Genomic DNA, 21565 nt, shown 5'->3' with positions numbered 1-21565 from the left:
ATTACCGATGAATAACCGTTGCCATGAGCGACAATTCATCCTTCGATGTAATCCTCACGACAATCTTGTGTTCACCCGGAACCGTTGTCACGTTCGGAATGTCGAACTCCATAAAGTTCAGCAGGTAATCCGGAGAATCACCCTGTTTTCCATCCCAGGTAACAATCAGCCGATGGTTCGTGTTGCCACCGCAGCTCAACTGCAAGAACACATTCGGATGGTAATACTGGTCGCCCTCATCCCAATCCGTAATCACGAGTTCAACAGTCCCGCCTGCAGGAATCTCGACCAAGGTCGGGACTCCCTCATGGTCAAGCACGAATGTTCCTTCGCCCAGTTCGTCGGAGGGAGGCGGCGTCATGGACGGATTTTGGCCTTCTCCACCTTCTTCGTCATCAACAACAGGCTTCGGCACGACAAGTTCCGCGGTGCTGTAGGAGGCCTGCGAAACGAGGTTCCTGCCCTCGCCGACATCGATGGAATCCTTGCGGTCGTTTTCGTTCGACACGGAGGTATCGATACCCTGGATGCGGTTCTGGTCGAGCCTGCTCTGGAACTGCGAAACTTGAGCAGTGTCATTATCGAGGTGATCCTTGTACAGCGAAGTGTCGATGGTATGCTGTTCGAGCGTGAGTTCGGTATTGGGCGTGAACACACCCAGCGGGTTGTTGTGTTCGAGCATGAGGTTCGCGCTTCCGCCGAGAGCGATATCATCACCCGCGCCCATCTTAATCGTGTCGGCACCTTCGCCACCCACGACAACGTCGCGGTCCTTGCCCGTGAAGATGGTATCATCGGTCGAAATCGTAGTCACCGCATCTTCTGCGATGGCGACAGACTTAGCATCGACCACGCGGTTCTGGTACTTCGAGAGATCCGGAACATCGGCGTCGTAAGGCATATCCAGGTCGAACACGAGCTTCGCGTCATCACCATAGACGAGATCCTTGTCGTGATCGCCACCGATAGCGGTTTCACCGGCATAGCGGCCATCGCCCGAGACAACCTGCACCGCAGCAATAACCGGGAGGTTCTTCGGATGCTGACCGGAGCTGGTGTAGATGTTCTTGATGCGAATATCGGCGATATCGCCCGATACGCCACGGAACACCACGTAGTTGCCCACCAGTTCCAGGCGAGGAGCTGCCGATTCATGAGCATCGGTATTCAGCGCCCTATGCAGCAAGCGTTCGGCTTCGTTCTGCGACGAGCAGGTCGCTTCCTTGTAGTCGCCGTCGAACGTGTGACCCGTCCAATCGTTCAGGTAACGGTACTGAGACACACCGTCGCCACCCGTAAACTTCACCTGGTACAGGTAGTTGTACGTGTCGGTATCGTTGTTGTCGCCACCAAGGTAGATATAGAGGTCGTAGGTAGAAGAAATCGAATTGTTCGAATTGCCCACGAAGGTATTCATGTTCTTGAGCTTCAGGACAATTTCTTCGCTCTGTTGGGCCCCGAGGTAGGTATTGAACAACTTCGAGTTCGAGGTATCGCCATCCAGTTCATCGTAGTTTTCAATGGTGAAGCTGGCAATGGTCTGGCGCTGCCCGTGGTTCTTGCCGTAAAGCTGAACTTCGACCCCCTCCTCGACAGCATACGGGTTGTTCTTCGTCGGATTGTTCGAGAGGAGGTTCATGTCGCTGTTGTACTGGGGAGTAGATTCCTGACCGCGCACGGATTCCGACACAATGACACCACGGTCGTTGCGGTAGAAGTTGTGCCAGTTGGTATCCACCACGACGCCAGCCGCCTCGCCCGAAGCAATCGCATCCGAGGAATTGGAATGCTCGCGGGTAAAGTTGATCGAGAGTACGTTGATGTCGTCCAGCATCGCTTCGGCGGCCGCGGTTGCCTCGGCATGGATAGTATCCGCACCGATACCACCCACAACGACGTCGTTGCCGTCACCGGTATTGATGAGGTCGTTGTAAATTGCATCGAGATTCGTCACGGCAACAGATTCCGCAGTCGAAATGGTCGACGCCGTAGTCTCATCGTTATCACGATCGGTAAGCAGAATCTTCGCATTGTCGCCGAACACGACGTCATTGTCGTAGAGGCTGTAGCGTTCATCGCCATAGGTCGTGATATCGTCGCTGCCAGTACCACCCACCACGATATCGTCACCGAGGTCGGTATGGATGGTGTCGTTTCCGCCAAAGTCGATATCCGTAGAAGCGGCGACGTCCTGCTTGTGGAGCGTGCCCCTGACCTGGATACCGGCAATGCCCGGGAGGTTCTTGCCATTCTGGGCATGTTCATCAGCTTCCTCGATGACAACACGGAAGTTGTCGGCGATTGCACCCTCCGGCACTTCGAATACCACGTAGTTCGCAGGCGTTGCGTTATCGGCACTCGTCGAAGTCGCCCGTTCGAAGGAACCATTAAAGTTATGGCCCGCCATGTCGTTCACATAGTAGGTCGCGAGCGCATTTTCGGCATCGCCCATGAACAGGCTCACCTTGCGCACGCTGTTATCTGCCGCAGAATGAGAATCCGGGATGTCGAGATAGACAACGACCTTGTAGCTGGAGAAGTACTGCGCGAGGCCGTCCATCGTGACTTCGAACTTGTTGCCGCACTGGGCGTTCGGAGCCGTCGTCATCAGGCCCGAATTCATGAGCTTTGCATTCCTATCCTGATGCGTGTTCCAGAGGCCGAGATTATAGGCCTGCAGATCGATGCGGTTGTCCGTGCTCGTGTTACGGTGGTTCTCATAGCCGCCGTAAGACACACTCACACCGCTAACACGCGTGCGGGTTTCGTCGGCAGACTTATCGCCCGTAGCATCAAGATTGTCCATGTTCACGACTTCGTGGTCGTCGTTGCCGTAGGTACCCGCGAGCGAGCCCGAGATGTTGTTCCAGTTGTGGCTGCGGAAATCATCGCCGAGTTCCTGGTTGTACGCACCGACAAAGTCGCCCGTGCCAAGACCGCTCTGAGAAGCGCCCTGGAAGTTGAAGCTGAGGGTTGCCTCTTCGTAGACGTCCGGAACGTTCTGACGGTCACCCACCTGTTCGAACGCTTCGTTGGCGTTGCCGCGGAAGGTCGCATAGGCGTTATCGCCGAACACCACATCCTGGCCATTGCCCGTCGTGATATCGTCGTCATCGAGACCGCCAAAGACAACGTTGTCACCATTGCCTGCAATAATAGTATCGGCACCGGCCGTTCCGAGGTCATCTCCGACGTTGATACCTTCGTTGGTGACAAATATCGCATTAAAGTCATTATCGACCTTAGCAAAGCCACCGTCGCCAAGGATGATGTCGTTTCCGTCACCCGTGGTGATTTCGTCGGCATCCATACCACCCATCACAATATTCTTGCCGTCGTCGGTATGGATAACATCGTGGCCACCGTCCTGTTCAGACTTGGTTTTGACCGTCCTGTAGTCTTCATAGATGTCATAGCGGCCGCCGTCGCCAACGACAACGTTATCCTTGCCAGCAATATCGATGTTGTCGCCATCGGCACCGCCCATCACGACGTTCTTGTCGCCAAAGATATCGATATCGTCATGGCCACCGATACCATCGCTCGTGGTTGCAACATCACGAAGTCCGGAGTTGATGAATTCATTCACCGTTGCCGCATTAGGATTCTTGTTGTAATTGGCAACGCCACCATCACCGAGAACAACGTTTTCGCCACCGTGAATTTCGATTTCATCGCCAGCGAAGCCACCCATAGCGACATTGTGGCCGCCAAAGACCTTTATGTGGTCTTCGCCACCAATGTCATCGCTCTGGGTCTTGATATAGGCAGAATCAGAAGCTTCGTTATTATATTCGCCGCCATCACCCAATACGATGTTGTGGTCGTAGGAAACATTTTCCTCTTCGTTCTCTTTCGCTTCGCCGATAGTAATGATATCACCAGCAAAGCCACCCATCACGGCGTTCCTACCACCATAAATATCGATGGTATCAATACCGCCATTATCGTCATCAGTCGTCTTGACGGACTTGATGGCCTCGAAGATCTTGTGCTCATCATTCCTTTCACGGACGGCTACGCCACCGTCACCGAGGACGATGTTGTCGGCACCATAAATATCGATATCATCGCCTTCGGCACCGCCCATAACAGTATTCTGTCCGCCATAAACCTTGATGGTATCCTCACCGCCATGAATAACGACTTGTTGATTTTCATCGATATCACGAGAAGTCTGGATCGTAACAAGGTTTTCTTCCTTGTTGACAACATAGGAGCCGCCATCGCCAAGGACAACGTTCTCATTGCCATTTTGAGGCTTACCCTCCTCGACTTCGTCGCCAATGGTAATCTTATCACCCTTGGCGCCACCCATAACGGCATTCTCGCCTCCATGGATGTTGATGGTGTCAATACCGCCATTATCGTCATTAGTCGTCTTGACGGACTTGATGGAGTCGTAGACCTTCTGCTCGCTGTTCCATTCGCGAATGGATTCGCCACCATCGCCGAGGACGATGTTGTCGGCACCGAAAATGTCGATTCCATCGCCAGCAAGGCCACCCATGACCGTATTCTGACCGCCATGGATTTCGATGGTGTCGGCAAAATCAGGCTCCTTTTCACTGGACACAGAGAGGTCATTGGTTTTAACCGTCACCTCGCCTTTCGCTTTATCGACTTCATAGGAGCCGCCATCGCCAAGAACGACGTTCTGTTTTCCGTAGCTCTTGTTTTCTTCACCAATGATAATCTGGTCGCGGCCGGCACCACCCATGACAGTATTCAAGCCGCCATAGATCGTGATTTCATCGCGCGTTCCAATGAGATCATCATCCGTTTTCACAGACTTGACTGCGGCATTGACCATGAAATCATCGGTCGTAGCAACGCCCGGCGTGAATTCTGCGATACCGCCATCGCCTAGGACAACGTTATCGGTCCCATTTTCCTTACCGGCTTCGCCGATGGTGATTATGTCACCACCATTTCCGCCCATGACAACGTTATGGCTGCCGACAATATCAATGGTATCTTTCTCACCAATAGAATTATTTGTCGTCTGAACCTTTTCGAGGCTAATCTTGATGTTGTTTTCGCGCCAAGACGTCGCCGTACCTTCGTTATGGAAGTTCACGACACCATTGTCGCCAAGAACAACGTTCTTTTCTCCGGTTACAGAGATATTGTCGCCACCAAAACCGCCGATAACAACGCTGTTCTGTCCGCTGGCGGTAATATCATCAACATCACCTTCGCTAGGCATTACGGACGCAATCGATGTAGCCCCACGGACAATGCCATCGGTCTGCTTTTGGATATAATTAGCGTCCCTATCCTTAGGAATAGTCGTCAGAATGATATCGCCAGCCTTATGGTTGCCGACATCCTCCCCATAATAACCGAGCTCCGTAACGACCGTATCGCCATTCTTGTACTGGATGTTACCCTTGTCACCAAAGGCAATAATACCCTTGTCGACATCGATGGTGTCTTTTCCGGCGCCGCCAAGAACAATCATGCCGTCCCTAGTTATCTTGCTTCCCTTTGCGGTGATTGTATCGTTTCCGCCCTGGGCATTGATAACCAGCTGACCGTCATTCTCGTCATCGTAGTCGGTAACGGTAATTTTATCATCTGTTGTTCGATTTACTTTATCGTCGCCAGTATTAACGACGGTAAACGTCTGGAAGTCAATTCCGTCCACATTTTTGTGGAGCGTCTTGGAAATATTGACGGTATCCTTACCTGTACCCAAATTGAATTCGCCAAATTCGAACTCGCTTGCAACAACCTTTTCCTTGAGTTCTGTATGCGTAAACTTGACGGAATCGTCAACGCTTTCCACATTGGCATTTTCAAGAGCACTGACAGCATCGACATTCGAATCCTGGTTATTCACGAATATACGGTCGACACAGTCGTCTTCGCTTTCAAAGAGGTAATCCTTCTGCCCAGCGAACATAGCCTTGAATCCGTTCAAGGAAACTTCAATAGACTTGTTCAACGTGAGAGTATAAGTACCCTCCCCCACAATGGGGTCACCATCAATACGGAACCATTCTGATTCGTTCTTTTCCGAAACAAACTTGACCGTACCACCCTTAATAGGCGTCAGTCCTGCTTTAATTTCGACGACGACTGTATTACCAGAAACAGACTTCACGCCAGCCAAGCTGTCTAAGTCATAGGTATTTTTCTCATTAAACTCCGAAGCCCAAACAAAGCCGGAGCCATTATCAATCTTATGATTATAATGGAGAAGTTCCGGATTATCGACACCGGCAATGTCGCTTGTTCCCTTACCATAAGCATCAACAATACCTTCGACTTGGTTAATACGCTTTGGGCTATTTCCATCGAAAGTGACGACACCGTACTCCTCGTCTATAACATCACCTTTCGCATAAATAGTTATGGCTTGCGTCAAGGAATCCTTCGTAAACTTCAAAATAGTATACGGCTTGTCATCGCCATTAGGATCACAAATCATAAGCTGAGTGTCCCAGGTCCCGTGCGTCATGCTCGACAAGACCTCGGAGGCAAACACCTTCACGAACAGTGTCTTACCTTCTGGAATATCGCCCTTCGCATATGTAATATTGAGCGTCACAGAATTCCATTGGGTAAGGTCTTCGTCGGTTCCATCCAAGACATGTATGCCATCCTTCAATTCTGTCTTGAGGTATCTTTCGGCAAGCACATATTGCTTTTCCTGCCCGGTCACCCCCAAGCGTTCAATCTTCAGGAAATCACATGCTTCGAAGGAATCCGTATTCGTGATATTGGCTTCAGCCGGAGCAAACGTACCTGAACCAACAGAAACCTCACCATGCAATGTCGCGAGTTGCTGGTTCGACGTATTGAAGAATACCAGGACATTTCCGTTCAGCTCGTAATAAATATCCTTCTTTTCCTTCGATGCTTTATCTGCGCCACAGTAGACAGTCTCGGTTCCATATTTAACAGAAGACAAACTGGCAACATCATCGTAAGCAAGATGGATTTTTGATCCATCAAGTTTCATTGTATTGGAACGATAATTAACGATAAGAACCTTATCTTTTAGGTCATTTGTATAATTCTTTATGGTCAAAACACCTTTGTCATCTATACTGGTATATTCAATTGTCTTATCGCTATTTTCCAGATAAACATGGATGTTCGACTTATTCGCGCCATGCAATTCGACGCCAAATTCGCCCAGAGCAACCGTGTTTCCACCAATCGTGTACTCCTCGGTCCTCGTAAGCAATTTCTTCGCTTCGTCATTTTTGGTGACTTTTTTATCATCCTTGACACTCAGCGAGAATGCCGTCGCAGACTTGGAAAGTAGCTTTTCAATATCTTCACCATTATTCGTATAAGTCCAAACGCTGTTCAACGAAATTGACTTGACCACATCTTCTTCGAGCAAGGAATCCGAAAGGGCCTTGACATTTATCTTTACCGGTTGCGTATTGTTTTCATCAAAGACAATCTGAACATGATCCGAATATGTAGTGTCAGAATCTTTCTTAATCAGGATTCCCCTGTCACCAGCCTGAAGCATGGACGTGGAAAGCAACGGAATGTTCAAGTCGACAGTAATCGACCCTTCTTTCAGGTTACCGGAATAGCCGACAAAGAACGAACCAACTCCACCTTCCTGAATAACAAGCCCATTATCAGCAATATATGTTTTAGAAGTAGACACAAACACGGCAGGAGCTGCGCTCGTATCCATCGCGACAAATTTTTGCTGATACTTTTTGTCTTCCAAATCAGAATTTACAAAACAGATCTTCTTTTCATCGTCTTTCAAATCATCAGAATCCGCCGACAGGACTTCGAACGTCAAAGTATTGGTCTGGCCATCGGTATCGGCATTTCGAAGCGGACGACTATCCAAATCGAGACCACCAACAGACACGGTATCATTGCCATGACCGCCGTTTATCGTAGTCGTCTCACCCGCATTGTTGCTGGCGACATAGAATTCATCGTCACCCGCACCAGCTGCAAAATTCGAGTATTCTACACCGGCAACCTTGATACCACCAGATTCAGAAAGCAAGCCTTCCTTCGTAATAACAACAGTATCGTCACCTTCGGTGCCATAGACATTTACGCTATCTATTCCGGTTCCACCATCAATCGAGCGAGTTCCGTTGACAACGATATCCCCACTCATAGTCTTATTGTTGTATACCGAGAACGCATCGTTGCCACGGCTGCCAGCCATGTTCAAAGAACCGACGTTGCGCAGAGCGGTAAAGGTATCATCACCAATACCACCATCAATGCTCAACTTAGAACCTTCAGACACACCTTCACTCAGGTATTTTCCATCGGAATTCTGAATAGTTTTGAATCCATCTTCAGAAGCGATGTTCTGTGTACCAGCCTTTCGATCGGAGTTGTAGAGCTGTCCAACCTGGAAGGTATCATTTCCGGCGCCGCCATCAATATTCGTTACAGCCGCAGTACCATCAACGACAACCTTGTCATTGCCGCCATTTGCGTTCAAATTAACGACATCGATACTATTCGTAAAGTTGACGCGTTCGATATTCTTATTGGCATTCGTGCTAGATACGTCACCATCTTCCGGCAACAACGCTACGAAGCCAAGAGTACCTGCTTCGTTCATGCGCATCAACAGGTTGTCTGCATATTCAGTGGCTTCAATCGTAAGCACATCCCTGTCGGACGCACCCGTTCCAGAATCAGAGACATTCACATAACCTGTTTCGCTTCCACCCATAAGATTCACGAAGATTTGGTCACTGCCTCCCTGGCCGTCAACGAAATCCAAGCCGGGGCCCGTCTTGATTTTATCATTTCCGCCATTGCTCTTACTCTTCGCATCATAGTAGAATGCTTTTTTCAAGCCCAAGTTTTCACCAAACGTAATCCGTTGGTATTTAAACTCGTGGGCACCACTTTCATAGTCACGAACACCCTCATCGCCATACAGGCTGTCATTACCAGCGCCGCCATCGATGACATCGTTTCCTTCACCACCATAGATGATATCATTATCGATACCACCCTGGATGTTGTCGTCACCAGTACCGCCATCGATGACATCGTTACCAATGCCACCTTCAATGACGTCATTTTCTCCGGCGCCGTAAATCAGGTCATCGCCTTCATCGCCATAGATATGGTCAATGCCGTCGCTACCGGAATCATTATTACTCGCAACAGAATGTGACTTCTCAAGTTTATTTTCCCACTTGTTTAGTTTCTCGTCCGAATCAACATCGAACTTGAACTCACTATCAGAAACGGTATAGTTATCCTTACTAAACTGGTTTGCAATAAGTTCCTTGCTGAAGAAATCCTTATCGAAGTCATTGGCGACTTTTATCGTTTCTACTTTATCGCCATTTATAATATCGTGACCGGAACCGCCATAGATATAATCTTCACCCGAGCCACCGAATATACGGTCGTTTCCGCGTTCTCCATGAATTTCATCATCGCCGACGCCACCGTCAATCCGGTCGTTGCCCGAACCACCATAGATTGTATCTTTACCTTCACCACCAATGATCAAATCGTCGCCGCCATCAAGGCTGATATCGCTGCGAGTGGGGTTAGAGATAGTATTACCTTTAATATGGATCTTACCACCATCACCGAAGATAAAATCGTCCCCCCCAAGCCCATTGATCTTGTCGTTACCGGCACCACCGAAAATGATATCAGCGCGGTCACCACCGATAATTGTATCATTACCGGAGGCACTCGCAACCACAGACCCTTCGGCATCCCAAGTCATGGGGCTCTTTTTCCGTTCTTCTTCGGGAGGTACATACCCATCATCGCCATAGATGATATTCATACCACCATTAGCACCAATAATGGTATCATTACCGGCACCACCAACGATAATTACGGTATAGCCATTCAAATCAAGCCCGGAAAGGTCGATTACATCGTCACCTTCGCCACCATAAATTTCAAGATTGAGGCCAGCTTTCCCGGACAACTTGATGTAGTCATTGCCAGCACCGCCATCAATTTGATACCATTTTCCTTTATCAGTCTTTACACTCTTGTTGCCACCAGCCCATTTAACTTCACCTTTTTCCGTTAAATCAGCTACATACGCTTCATCACCATCTTCAAGAGAAGTGTTCACATTGTCAGTCGATACTCTGTCGCCAGCATTCGGACCTATGTGCGCAACGATATTGCCATTGTCATTCTTCGAAGCCATCACCGGCGCAAGCTTATGTTCATAATTGAAACTGAACAAAGTAATGTCGCCAGTAATGTTCCACTCCTTTTTGCAGAGCCACAGGTCAACATAAGCGTAGAGCTTCGCGGTAATTTCACCGTTCACATCGAATATGCCGAACAAGCCCAGTTCGCCAATGATTTGCTTCATTTCGCTGAGGCGAACCTTACCATCCTTGTTGGGGTCAAAGAGGTTGAAGCCCACATTGATACCCACACCGCCACCGACACCAGCCTTGACACCGGCATTGAGTTCAGCAGCAGCAGTCAAGCCGCCATAGAACGAAAGTTCGTTGACATCGACTCCATTTGCATCCTTGTCCATCACATAGAAGCCATTGAGCAGGCGACCATAGTCCTTACGACCACTGCTAATCCACTGGCGGATACCCAACGTGTCGTAACCAAAGCCGAGCTGGATAGAAGCGCTGAACGTCACACCCAGGCGCGCACCGAGCGGGCCCCAAATGCGTACGAACGTATCCCAGTCAAAGTCGAAGCAGAGCTTGGGCATCGTGTATTCGACGAGAGGAACATCTTCGCCAAGCAGCATCTTGAATATCTGCGATGGATCGCTCCAGATAAACTTCCAGCTACTGTCGCCCTTAAACTTGAAACCTTGATCTTCGAGTTCTTTGTTGGCTTCTCCTTTAATATCGGGTTGATTAGAAGTAAACGCATCTACATCTATCGTAGAAAGCGCACTTTTACCCTTAAGGAATGATTGAGCATCTGTATTATCACCAACTGTTTTTACTAATACAAAATCACCCAGACTAATCTTGATTCCCTTGCCATTGGAGGTCGAAATCATCTTGGAAATCGAAATCAAGTCCTTGATGGCATAAATCATACCATCGTCGAACTTGCCCTTGCTGAACTTTTTGGCCAAGTCGAGCGGAGTAATCTTGATTCCTAGATCATCAAGTACCGGGAACGGAGTCATCAAGAAGTCGATGAGCGGCTCCAGCGGTTCGACAACAGACTGAATCTTGGAGACAATTGGCCCGAGGACTCCCCCGATAAAGGAGCCCATATCGAATTCAAGATTTTTGAACGCCAGAGATTTTACGTTCGATTGTTTTACACCTTTTACAAATTCGTACGCCCATGAAAATTCGAAATCACCCGAAATATTGGGGAACTTGGGCGTATCACGACCGGCATCCTTGCCGACCCCGACATCTATACCGACATTGATATCGACAGACGCATCAAAGTCAAACTTAGGCACGGCAAAAGCCTTGGACACCTCTACCAAGCCGTATTTTTTCGTAAATTTTTTTATCTTATCATCGGGATTATCATCGGTCTTTTGTTTTGCAATCCATTCATTCATTCCATCTGCATTAGGCAGCTGCGAAACGCCGAGTCTGGAATTGTAAGTCTCTGTCGAAGAATCACTCGGATTATTCAAGTCGACACCAAAACTTAGTTCAATAACAGCTTCGTGGGCCTTATTATCTTTATCTGTTCCCGTTGTTGACAAGGTCAAGCCCAACCCAGCCAACGAGGCGCTTATATCAGTACCTTCTAGCGAAGCCGTAGCCTTGACATTGATTTCGTTGCCATCGTTAAAGATAAAGTAGAATCCATTCTGTTTCGAAATACCGAACCCGAATTCAAGCGCCCAAGAAAGCGAGAGTTTGAGCCCGCCATCTGCGGCAAGCGCCAGTCCGGGGAAGCCGAGGTCAAAACCTATCGAGGTTCCAAAACTATACACGCCGCCCAAGTTGAAGTACCATTCCGCAGATTCCTTGGTACTGCGGAACCACGTTCCCTGTCCACCGATCTGATTCCAGCCGCTATTTTTGCCCTCCCAACCAAAATAATAGGAATCATCCGGAGTCAGGAACGAATCCAGCTCAAATAGGTCGTTCATCTTTTTCGCGACCATTTCGGCTGTCAAGCCCGTCGATTCGTAAACAAACTTCGAGAACGGGTCAAGTACCTTGTTCTTCAACACACTCAAGAAGTCGACACCGGTACTCAAGGCAGAACCCACAACCGGAACAGACTTGATGGAGTTTGCCATACCGCCGTTGATATTGCTTTCGAGCATTTCGAACAGATTGTTCAAGCCAGAAACGGCAAGTTTAATCTGGCTGAACCAATCCATGTTGGCGAAATCAGCAAGTTCCAATATCCTTTCGTACACATTCGAAAAATCAGCAATCAGTTCACCATCAAACGAGGATGTATCGCCTTCATTCCCAAGCCTCAGGCCAAAATCAAAACTGTCATACGTTTTATTCGCCTCGGTGAGTTCGCCATCTTTCCAGTCCTCCTTGATAGCACCCATTATTTTTTCGACTTCGTCTTGGGCATTATCGAAAGACGTGCAATTGACTAATTCAACAGCATTATTATTGAATCTGCCCAAAAGGACATCGCCCAAGGACATCTCGCATACGGTAATCGGGAGTCGTCCAAAAAGAACAATTGGCAAAGCATAATCAATCTTAACACCACTAGCATCCTTAATGGAGAAAGAATCAGAATCATTACCGCTCACAGAACCCAAGAAGGCCACCTTGCCGTAAATAAACGATTGCTGATCCTTATTCTCGCCAACAGAAATCAAGTTGCTGAGCATGCCACTGCCGCCGCCTGTGACACCCAAATCGAAATTCAGTTTGTCGCCCGAAATTGCAATTTCGGCACCAAATTGAATGGGTTCCGTAAGCACAAGGTCAAATTCCTCGCCAAATACCACCTTTGCAGAAAGCGCAAACCAGAAATCACCCGAGACATCCAAGTCTATGTTTCCCTGGACACCGGAATTCGCTTCACCAAAGCTGAACCTATGGCGTACACCGATAGCCTTCGCCACATCGAAGTCAAAGAAAACGGCCTGATAATCCTTGTCAAACCTTATATTAAAGAGTTTTTTTCCGTCTGTACGCGAAGTAAGATTGAATTTGTCAAGATAAGTATTCAGCAAATCACCGAACTGCTGGAGGCTCGTAATCTTTTCGGCTCGGAGCGTCGAGATAATGCTGCGCAAATCGTTCGCCACGCTGACCAAATCGCCAACAGTCTTGTTGATAACAGGAATCTTTTTACCCTTGACTTTTTCTGTAACATCATCAATACGGTCAATCAGATTCTCAAGCACAACATAGAGCTTTTCTATCGAGAAATTTTTGAAGCTGTCAAGTATGCTCTTAACGCCATCACCCAGTTCAACATTACTGGCCAACCTATAATTATCTTGTTTCAATTCAGTGTTCGTATCGTCTTCAAAAGACGCAAACCCATTGGGTTTTACGACCTCAAGAGTTGCCGAAGCCAGTTCTACGCCATAACCAAACAAATCGGCGTACGCGAGTGCTTTAAATTTACCATCGTCAACATTCAGCGTCGGTTTGAAGTAGTATCCGAGAACCTTAATACCATCGGAACCTTCAGCAGTTTCTCCAGATTCCCCAGACTGTTCTGTATCTCCAGACTGTTCTGTTTCTCCAGATTTTTCCTCACCTTCAGCAGCTTTATTTTCCTTTTCTAGCTCGAAATTCAACGTAAGCGTTACTTGACCATCCGCAAAAAGGTCTGCTCCAACGAATTTATACGAAGCAGACGCACTTGCAACATACTTAGCCTCTTTCCAAGTTTCCTTTTTATCGGCATCTTTAAGCGTATTCCCGTCAATCGAAACCGTCGATACAGTAAGAGTTCCAGCCTCGGCATCAACGTTTTCTATTTTATAATAATCTTTACCGACAGAAATATAACCGCCTACAGCATAAGAAACATCTGCTCTAACATCATTACCTTCTGCAGATTTAAGCTCAAGAGTAACGGAATTTCCTGATTTAGAGAGTTTATCAATTTCGTGCAGGTTGGTTCCCATCGAAAGCGTCAGGTTTGCACCAACATTGACGTTCTCAAGACTGATCTTTTTCGACCAATCAAGGTTCTTGAGTGCAGAGCCTACAATACGGAAAGAATCCGTCGAACTCTGAGATGTTCCCGATTTCTTTTGAGCCTTTTGTCCCGAACTAAAGCCAAGCCATTCGAGAGCCTTACTGGAACCAAATGACGTCAAGGTAAATTCTTGACTTCCAGAAATTTCCAGATGGTCATCTACGATTGCTATGGTATAAGGACCAATATTTTGATTAATATTCTCAAGAAGACTTGAAAGTTTCTGCGATTCTAGTGCACTCGTCTCCAAGAGAAGCTGAAAATCGACCAAACGCAGGCCACCAGCGCCATCTAACTTAAAATCACGCATGTTGGATGATTCGGTTCCAATTGTAAAATCCTGTTCACTTACAGTGAATACAATATTCCCGTCAACAACCTTGACTTCAGTCACCTTAGACAAAACAGCATTTTTTGAACTATTTATCGTTTTGGCAATTTCATTTGCAAGGTTGAACACAGACATGCATTTTTCTGTATTGACATATATTGTCGCAGAATTTTTCGATTTATCGGTAAAATTCAATTCCAGAATATTATTCGTCATCTCTACAGATGTCTTATCATCTGTACTCTTCAGCGAAATAGCCCATCTGTCTTCGCCCAACTCTTTTAAACCAAACTCAACTTTACCATTCAAGTTTTTTATAATTTCAGTTGGATCTGCTTGATCATCAAATCCATACGCTTTTTTCAGTTTTTCCAATTCCGACCGAGCATCAGTTTCTGTATATGACTTTTCAAAGTTTACATATACAACTTCATTACCCAAAGTTTCATCATCAATAGAAACAAGCGCTCCCTGCCGACCCGACGTATTCATCGAAGGCGTAAGCTCTCCAGAAATTCGCATGTAGGTAATCTGTTCGCCCATTTTATCTATATTACTATAAAGAAGATAATAGGAGTCCGAACCTGGATGATATCCTTGAATTCTTCGAGGATCGCAACCGAAAATAATCTTATCGTCAGATGTCACATCCACCACATACAAGCCATATGTATTCATGATGGATCGACCTTTTTCCAGATTATCAATATTCTGAATAGAAAGGTACCCATTCAACTGGTCTTTCAAAGGAGACGAAGCATCAAAAAGTTCTTTTAGCGTTTCCTCCTTTATCTTTACGCATTTCGCTTTAGATGGGTCTAATTTAACACCTTCGGTTTTAGCCTTTTCTATTTGTTCTGGGGTAAAGAAATAAATATCCCATGTATCGTCCTCACCACTCTTATTCGTCACTTCGCACATCGTCTGCAAGTTCGTACCGGACAGATTCAGTTCGGCAAAGGCATCGCCAGAGGAAGTTTTCTTAACATCATCAGGTGCCTCACCCTTCTCGATGTCAAATTCCTGATTCGAGGTGATGTAGATTTGATTAGACGAAGAAGTGCAATTAATATTCCAAATCAGATTTTTTACACCTGGTTCTAGTTCTTGCGTATGCCAATCAGCATTCTTCCTTTCTATTTTTTCATTTGCATTAATTTTAATCGTACCGAGTTTAGTTCTATCTCTTTGTACTTCATTATTCGTCTTTATGCTAATATATAGAGTTTCATCAAAGGTTTTTTCTGTGGGAATAACATAGGTGACATACCCTTCATTTTCGGAAATAACCTTTTCATCGCCGTCAACTTCTCTTACAGCCGTCAATACGCCATCTTTTTTCTTAACCTGGAACAAACCAATATCAGAAAGTTTCGCATTTCCATCTAATTTTTCGCCACTGAAATCAATATTCAATGTAAATGCAATCGAAGCATCACCCGATATTGAAACGTACCCATGTGTAGAAACATTTTCCAATTCGTCCTTCAGCACATGTGCCAAGTCAAGCCCAAACGCCTTTCCGACACCAAACTTCAATTCGAATTTTAGCCTAACATTTTTGGCGTTTTCTTCAGTTGGGGTAACAAGACTAACAACGTCATCCCCTTCACCACCAAAGAAAACCATTTTCCAAGATTTGTTAAATACTTCAACAAATTGCTGTATAGTACCAAAATTCTTTTGGTACTGGCCTTCGACGCATTTCATGAGGCCGTAGTCGCAAGCAGCGTCCCCATCCCCGTAAACAACCGCTTCAACCTTATCGACAATATCTACGACCTTATCAATAGAGCCGTCAAGGAAGTCGAGTTTGGTCTTTTTTTCGACCATGTTACGCAAGGCAGTCTGCAACGAATTAAGCACCACATGGACCTGATTAATCAGCGAGTCTCCCGAAAGAGACATATATTGCTTAATTTCGCTCGGGAGCGTCCATTCATGTGATTCGAAACCGTATGAAAATTTACCAGATTGAGTAATCTTTGCAATCTCAAGAGATGAATTACCAACGCCAGCCTTCAGTGTCAAGGATTTATAGCTCAACTTCAGCTCATTAGCATTTACACCGCCGTCTTTACCGATTGAAACACCAAAAGTAACCGTTCCACCCACAATACCAACATTAAAGAGGCCGAGGTTCATCGAATCAAGGGCAGTAGTAAAAGTCAACTCAACTCTTTCCAATTCGACATTTTCAAAGGAAAGTTTTCCATCATCACCAACCTTAACATCAAGCTTTAAGTATACCGTGCAATCCGCACTTAACGAATCAACATCAAGGATGCCCAGATTGAAGCCGCCCTCGCCAAGCAACTGGAGTTTTTTGGGAGAAATGGCAAACAGCAATGTATGATCGCCCTTTGCCAATGCAATAGAACCCGATGGGGCAGAAGCCGTACCGACCAAATTTACCAGATCATTACTATTAAAATCGCTGCTGAACTCCTTATTTAAAATTTGGATTTTATCCAAAGGTACTAGGCCATTGACATAACCAGCAAAAGCATTCTTTATTTTAGCAAAATCAAGCTTTCCACCCTCAAAAGCGTTTTTGACACCATACTGCACTGTTTGGAAATAAGTATTAAGTTCTGTTCCAAATTGCGGTATAGTAAATGAGTGACCAAGAACCGAGAATGTTGGAGTCAACAAGAACGGAATATCAATATTATTTAAAGCCGTAAAAAGGTATTCTATCGAGAGGAGATTTGTAAGATCGATATTTTCTTTAGGTTTTACATTGCATGTGAATTTTTGACCATCGTATGTAATTCTAAGGCAATCCCCTTCGTCAAATTGAAGGAATGTATTCACAACCGAATTGTCTTTATTTATAGTCGGAACTCTAAATTCAAAGGCACCAAAACTTAAGGCAATTCCATCCGCCTCGACCTTTATTTCAATTGCAGCAGAGACCTCGACATTAAATTTACTAGAATAAGCCCCCAAATCTATTTCCAAATCTTTTATTTCAGAAACAAATTCAACAGCAAATTTACCCCCACTTATCGCAATAGGATCTGAGGGAATGCCTGTATCAGCCAAAAGATTATAACTAATTGCGTCAAAATTAAGGTTGATTTTCGAGAAGAAATCCTTAAAACCAGCATTAGCACTACTTTTCCAAAAACCATCAAAAATCCTTTTGGCTTCGCTAAGATTTAAGGAAACTGTATCCTCAGAACGCGCGATCTGGTTTCGAAGCGCAAGAAGGACATTGTTTCTGAAACCACTAACTTTTTGCAAGATTTCAGAAACCTTGTAAGAATTACTTCCTATTTTAAACGAATCTCCAAGGTACGGAATCGACGCACTTTCAGCGACTCCAATTATTGCAGCAAAAGGATCAACATCGTCAAGAATAGCTCTCAAATCGGTAAATTCTGAGGGGAAATTCCATTCATTACTACTATCACTATAGCCGATTTCAAAAGGATCAGTACCTTCGTCTGCAGACTTCTCTTGCTTGAGCAACATAACGTTGTTGTACTTCAATTCAAGAGAGCTGTAGCTTAATTCACATTCACTAATTGCAAAACCTGAGGTTCCAATACTCGCTTTAAATTTAAATAATCCGGAAACAAGTTCAGCTGTAAGGTCACCAGGGAGTGAAATCGGCCCACTCAAAGGCTGCGATACATCCAGTGTCATCTTGTCAAAATCGACCGACTCTAATTCTATCGAGCCATTGTTATTACGAAGGGTCAGCGTCACATCGAACGGGCACTCCATATTGACATTACTCAAAGCAACACCAGCAATACTTACTTTTTCAAAGCTCTTTTTTGGAGTGAATCTGAACGTAAGTTTGGCACACTGGCTATTGCTGTCAATGGAGAAATTCAGGACTTTCTCTGTAGTAGTTGCAACAGCATCTCCAAAAACCGTATAAAGAGTATCAGAATCGCCTACATTAGCGCCCTGTTTAACAATTTCGACGCTTTTAAATATTGATTCACTATCAAGGACTTCGCTCAGAGCCCTCTTCAAAGTTTCAATCGTCACATCAATACTTGAAGTCGCCCCTGTTGACAATTCCGCAGCATCCGAGCAAAGAGCTTTCGCTATAGTGTTATGAGCCTTCTCCGCCTCCGAAACGATACTATTCAAAACATCCTTAACATTTTCAACGCCTGCTTCCGACGTCAATTTCATCCACTCGACATCTACATTTTCAAGCAAGCTACTGATAACAGTTTTGAGCGCAAAATTTCCGCCCAACTCGAATTTTGGGTAGTCCACTTTCCAGCCATTAGTGACGTCATACGAGACCTTCACGGAAGAATCTCCGCTGATTGCAAACGGAAGACCTTGAACAGCACCCCCAATATCTACGCCAAATCCGAGCTTTTCCAATCCAAGTGTATAATCGGCTTTTCCGTCAACAGCGTTGACAGTCACCTTTATGGCAATCTCGGAATCCACGCCAAGACGACTATTCAAATCGAAGAGGGGAAGTTTCAATTTTTCAAGCGAAGCTTCGTGGAGCGAGAAAACGAAAGTATATTCCTCGCCCGTCAAGGTCGGCAACACGGCAGACTGCAGTTCACGGCCCCATATATTGTATTCCTGCATAGAGCCCGACGGAACAATTTTTATACAGTCGATAATATTCTTAAACTCATCATCTCCATCTTTTTCAACCAGGCTCGCAAACTTATTTCTCAACGCATCGGCATCAAGCTTGGCAACCTTCGGGTCTCCACTTCCAAGCAAAGAAACAGACGCTTTCAAAGCCTTGGAAACGTTCTCCCACGTATTGGAAACAGAATCTAAGATACCCAAAACGGTTGTCTGAGTTTCTTTTACCTTCAAATCGAGATTCGGGATAGATTTATTATTTGTAAAATTTTCAATAACAGGTTTAAGAATGGCACTCAGCGAGATTCCTTCAATTAAGGATTCGAAATCGAATTCGCTAACCTGCCATTTTTTGTCAGCATACGAAACAGTTAAAGAGGTATCAGCAAAGTCTTCTAAAGATACCGTGACTTCGAACCCGGAAATGTCAAACTCACCAAACGTGACTTTTCCACTCTGGTCGATGTTGAGCTTGATTTTCAAAGCGGCAGAAATATCGGCTTTAGCATTCACATTGAAAGAATTAATGCTAAAGCCATCCATCGCAATATTTTTCTTCGCAAAGCCAAGCGTAAACTCGTTAGAGCCGACATTCAGTGCAATAGACGGCAATTCCGCCTGTTCACCTATCACTTCTGCAAAGATGTCAACAGCATCGGCTTCACCGATCTTGAAGGTAACGCTATCAAACAAGCTGCTCAAATTTTTATCGGTAACACTACTTTCAAAGAGCGCCTTCAAACGAGCGGCATCGATTGCCACTCCTTCAGCAATGTTTTCAGCACCCTGTACAGCCTCATTTACGCCACCCGACAGGGCAAGCGAGATTCCCTTCCAGGCGTCGTCAACTTTACCCGCAAAGTCAACAACGGACAAAACATAGTTCTTCGGTTCATTTTTGTCCGGGTTTTTCTTGGCTATAGCAAACTTGTAATTGGCAAGGTACGGGACAGACCCGATTGCGCTAAGCAGGCTCTTCATCGAGAAGGAATCCCCGCTAAGCAGGTCCGTAAAGTTGGTTATCTCAGCGGGCAACGTCCACTTTTCGTTAGCGTAAGAGATGGAGCCCTGCTGCAGGCTTGCCAGCAACGTATCATTGGCTTTCAAATCCAGCTTATCGTAAGTCAATTGCGCATCAAACTTATCCACATCAAGGCGATTATTTCTATTGACGATGGACAGCTCCAAGCTGAACACTCCACTATTCGGGACAGCGCTGATTCCCTCCAACGAAATGCTTTCAACACCAGACTTTTGCATTTTCACATTCAAATCTTGCAGCGCGACATTACTGAACGTAATTTTCCCTTCTGCGTCCATATTGAATGTGAACTTCACGTCAATCTTGGTGTTTACGGCAACTTTTTCCAACGAGAACTTGCCGAGATTCAATTTATCAAAGGAACCCGCAGTCGGCGTAATTCGCAAGACAAGGCTGTTTTCGCCTTCGCTAAGGGGCAAGGAATCGCCTTCGCCGACAAAAGCGTAACTACCGAAAACATTTCCCCATTCGGCAGCCTTGGTCTGCACAAACGAATCGACAGAAGACTTGAGCTGAACAAGGTTCATCGCCTTGTTTTCGACGGAACCATAAATTGCACTTGGAACGAAGCTCCAGAAATCTTCCAGTTCGGAGGCAACCTCAGCAACAGACAATTCCTCACTTTGAACACCCTCGCCAACAGGAATCTTTATGCTGTTCAGAATAGGAAGTTTCTTGGCGGCAACGGACTTGAGCACCGTACCCAGAGAAAAATCCTTATTCAGCTTGAATTCCGGGACCTGGACATCGAGTTCGCCATCGTTGGTCGACACCTTCAAGACGCCCTCATCGGCCACATAGAACGGGAGATTGGCGATTTCGCCCACCTTGAATTCCAGGTCCACATTCTTGGTCACACCTTCGTCGGGCGTGTAACTGAGGCTCAAGTCCGGAGCAGGTTCGTCGGCAGATTCGACCTCAGAAACAGAAAGGTTCATGAACTTGGCGCTGGCACCGGGAATATCGACAGAGACCTCAAGCTTGTCCACCTGCGGAGCAGAGATTTCGACATCGTCTGCGCTATCGAGAAGAGAACCGCTCCCATCCTTGTCCAGTTCGACAGAAACAGAAGCCTGAGCAGTAGCAGAAAGATTGGCAGCACCGTCCACAGACACCTTGCCCCAGGAACCGAGATCGACGCCGAGGTTTTCAAGCGACTTGGTCTCGGAAAGGTCGATGCCGACCGTAAGCTTGGAGCCTTCCGCAGAGAACGTGAGTCCCTTGTACTCTTCGCCCTGCTCACTTTCCAGGAAATTCTTCACGTAGGTGTCCACCAGTTCCGAAAGGCTCAGCTTGCTAATAGGGTCGGCACCTTCTGCAAGGTTGGCATTAGCCTGCTCGATGGCGGTACGTGCCTGGTCCAAGGACTGCGTCAAGACTGTATTTACTTTATCTGCAACAGTAGTTTTCAGGTTGTCGACACTTTCGCCAAACAGCGTGGTAAAGGAGCCGGCGTTTCGCTGAGGCCAAGCGTCGAAGCCATCGATGGAATCCACCGCGGCAGAGAC

Annotated in this window: 1 protein-coding gene; it reads right to left on the bottom strand. The window is 46.3% G+C overall.

Features of this window, described 5'->3' with window-relative positions:
* Position 1: 1 nt before the first annotated feature.
* Complete coding sequence (locus tag IK012_RS06235) at positions 2 to 21553, bottom strand: calcium-binding protein (RefSeq protein WP_290951996.1); 21552 nt, start codon at positions 21551 to 21553, stop codon at positions 2 to 4.
* Between the last annotated feature and the right edge of the window lie 12 nt (positions 21554 to 21565).

Source organism: Fibrobacter sp. (assembly GCF_017551775.1).
GTDB lineage: Bacteria > Fibrobacterota > Fibrobacteria > Fibrobacterales > Fibrobacteraceae > Fibrobacter.
The sequence above is the reverse complement of the archived record's forward strand: the minus strand, read 5'-3'. Positions and strand labels throughout refer to the sequence as shown.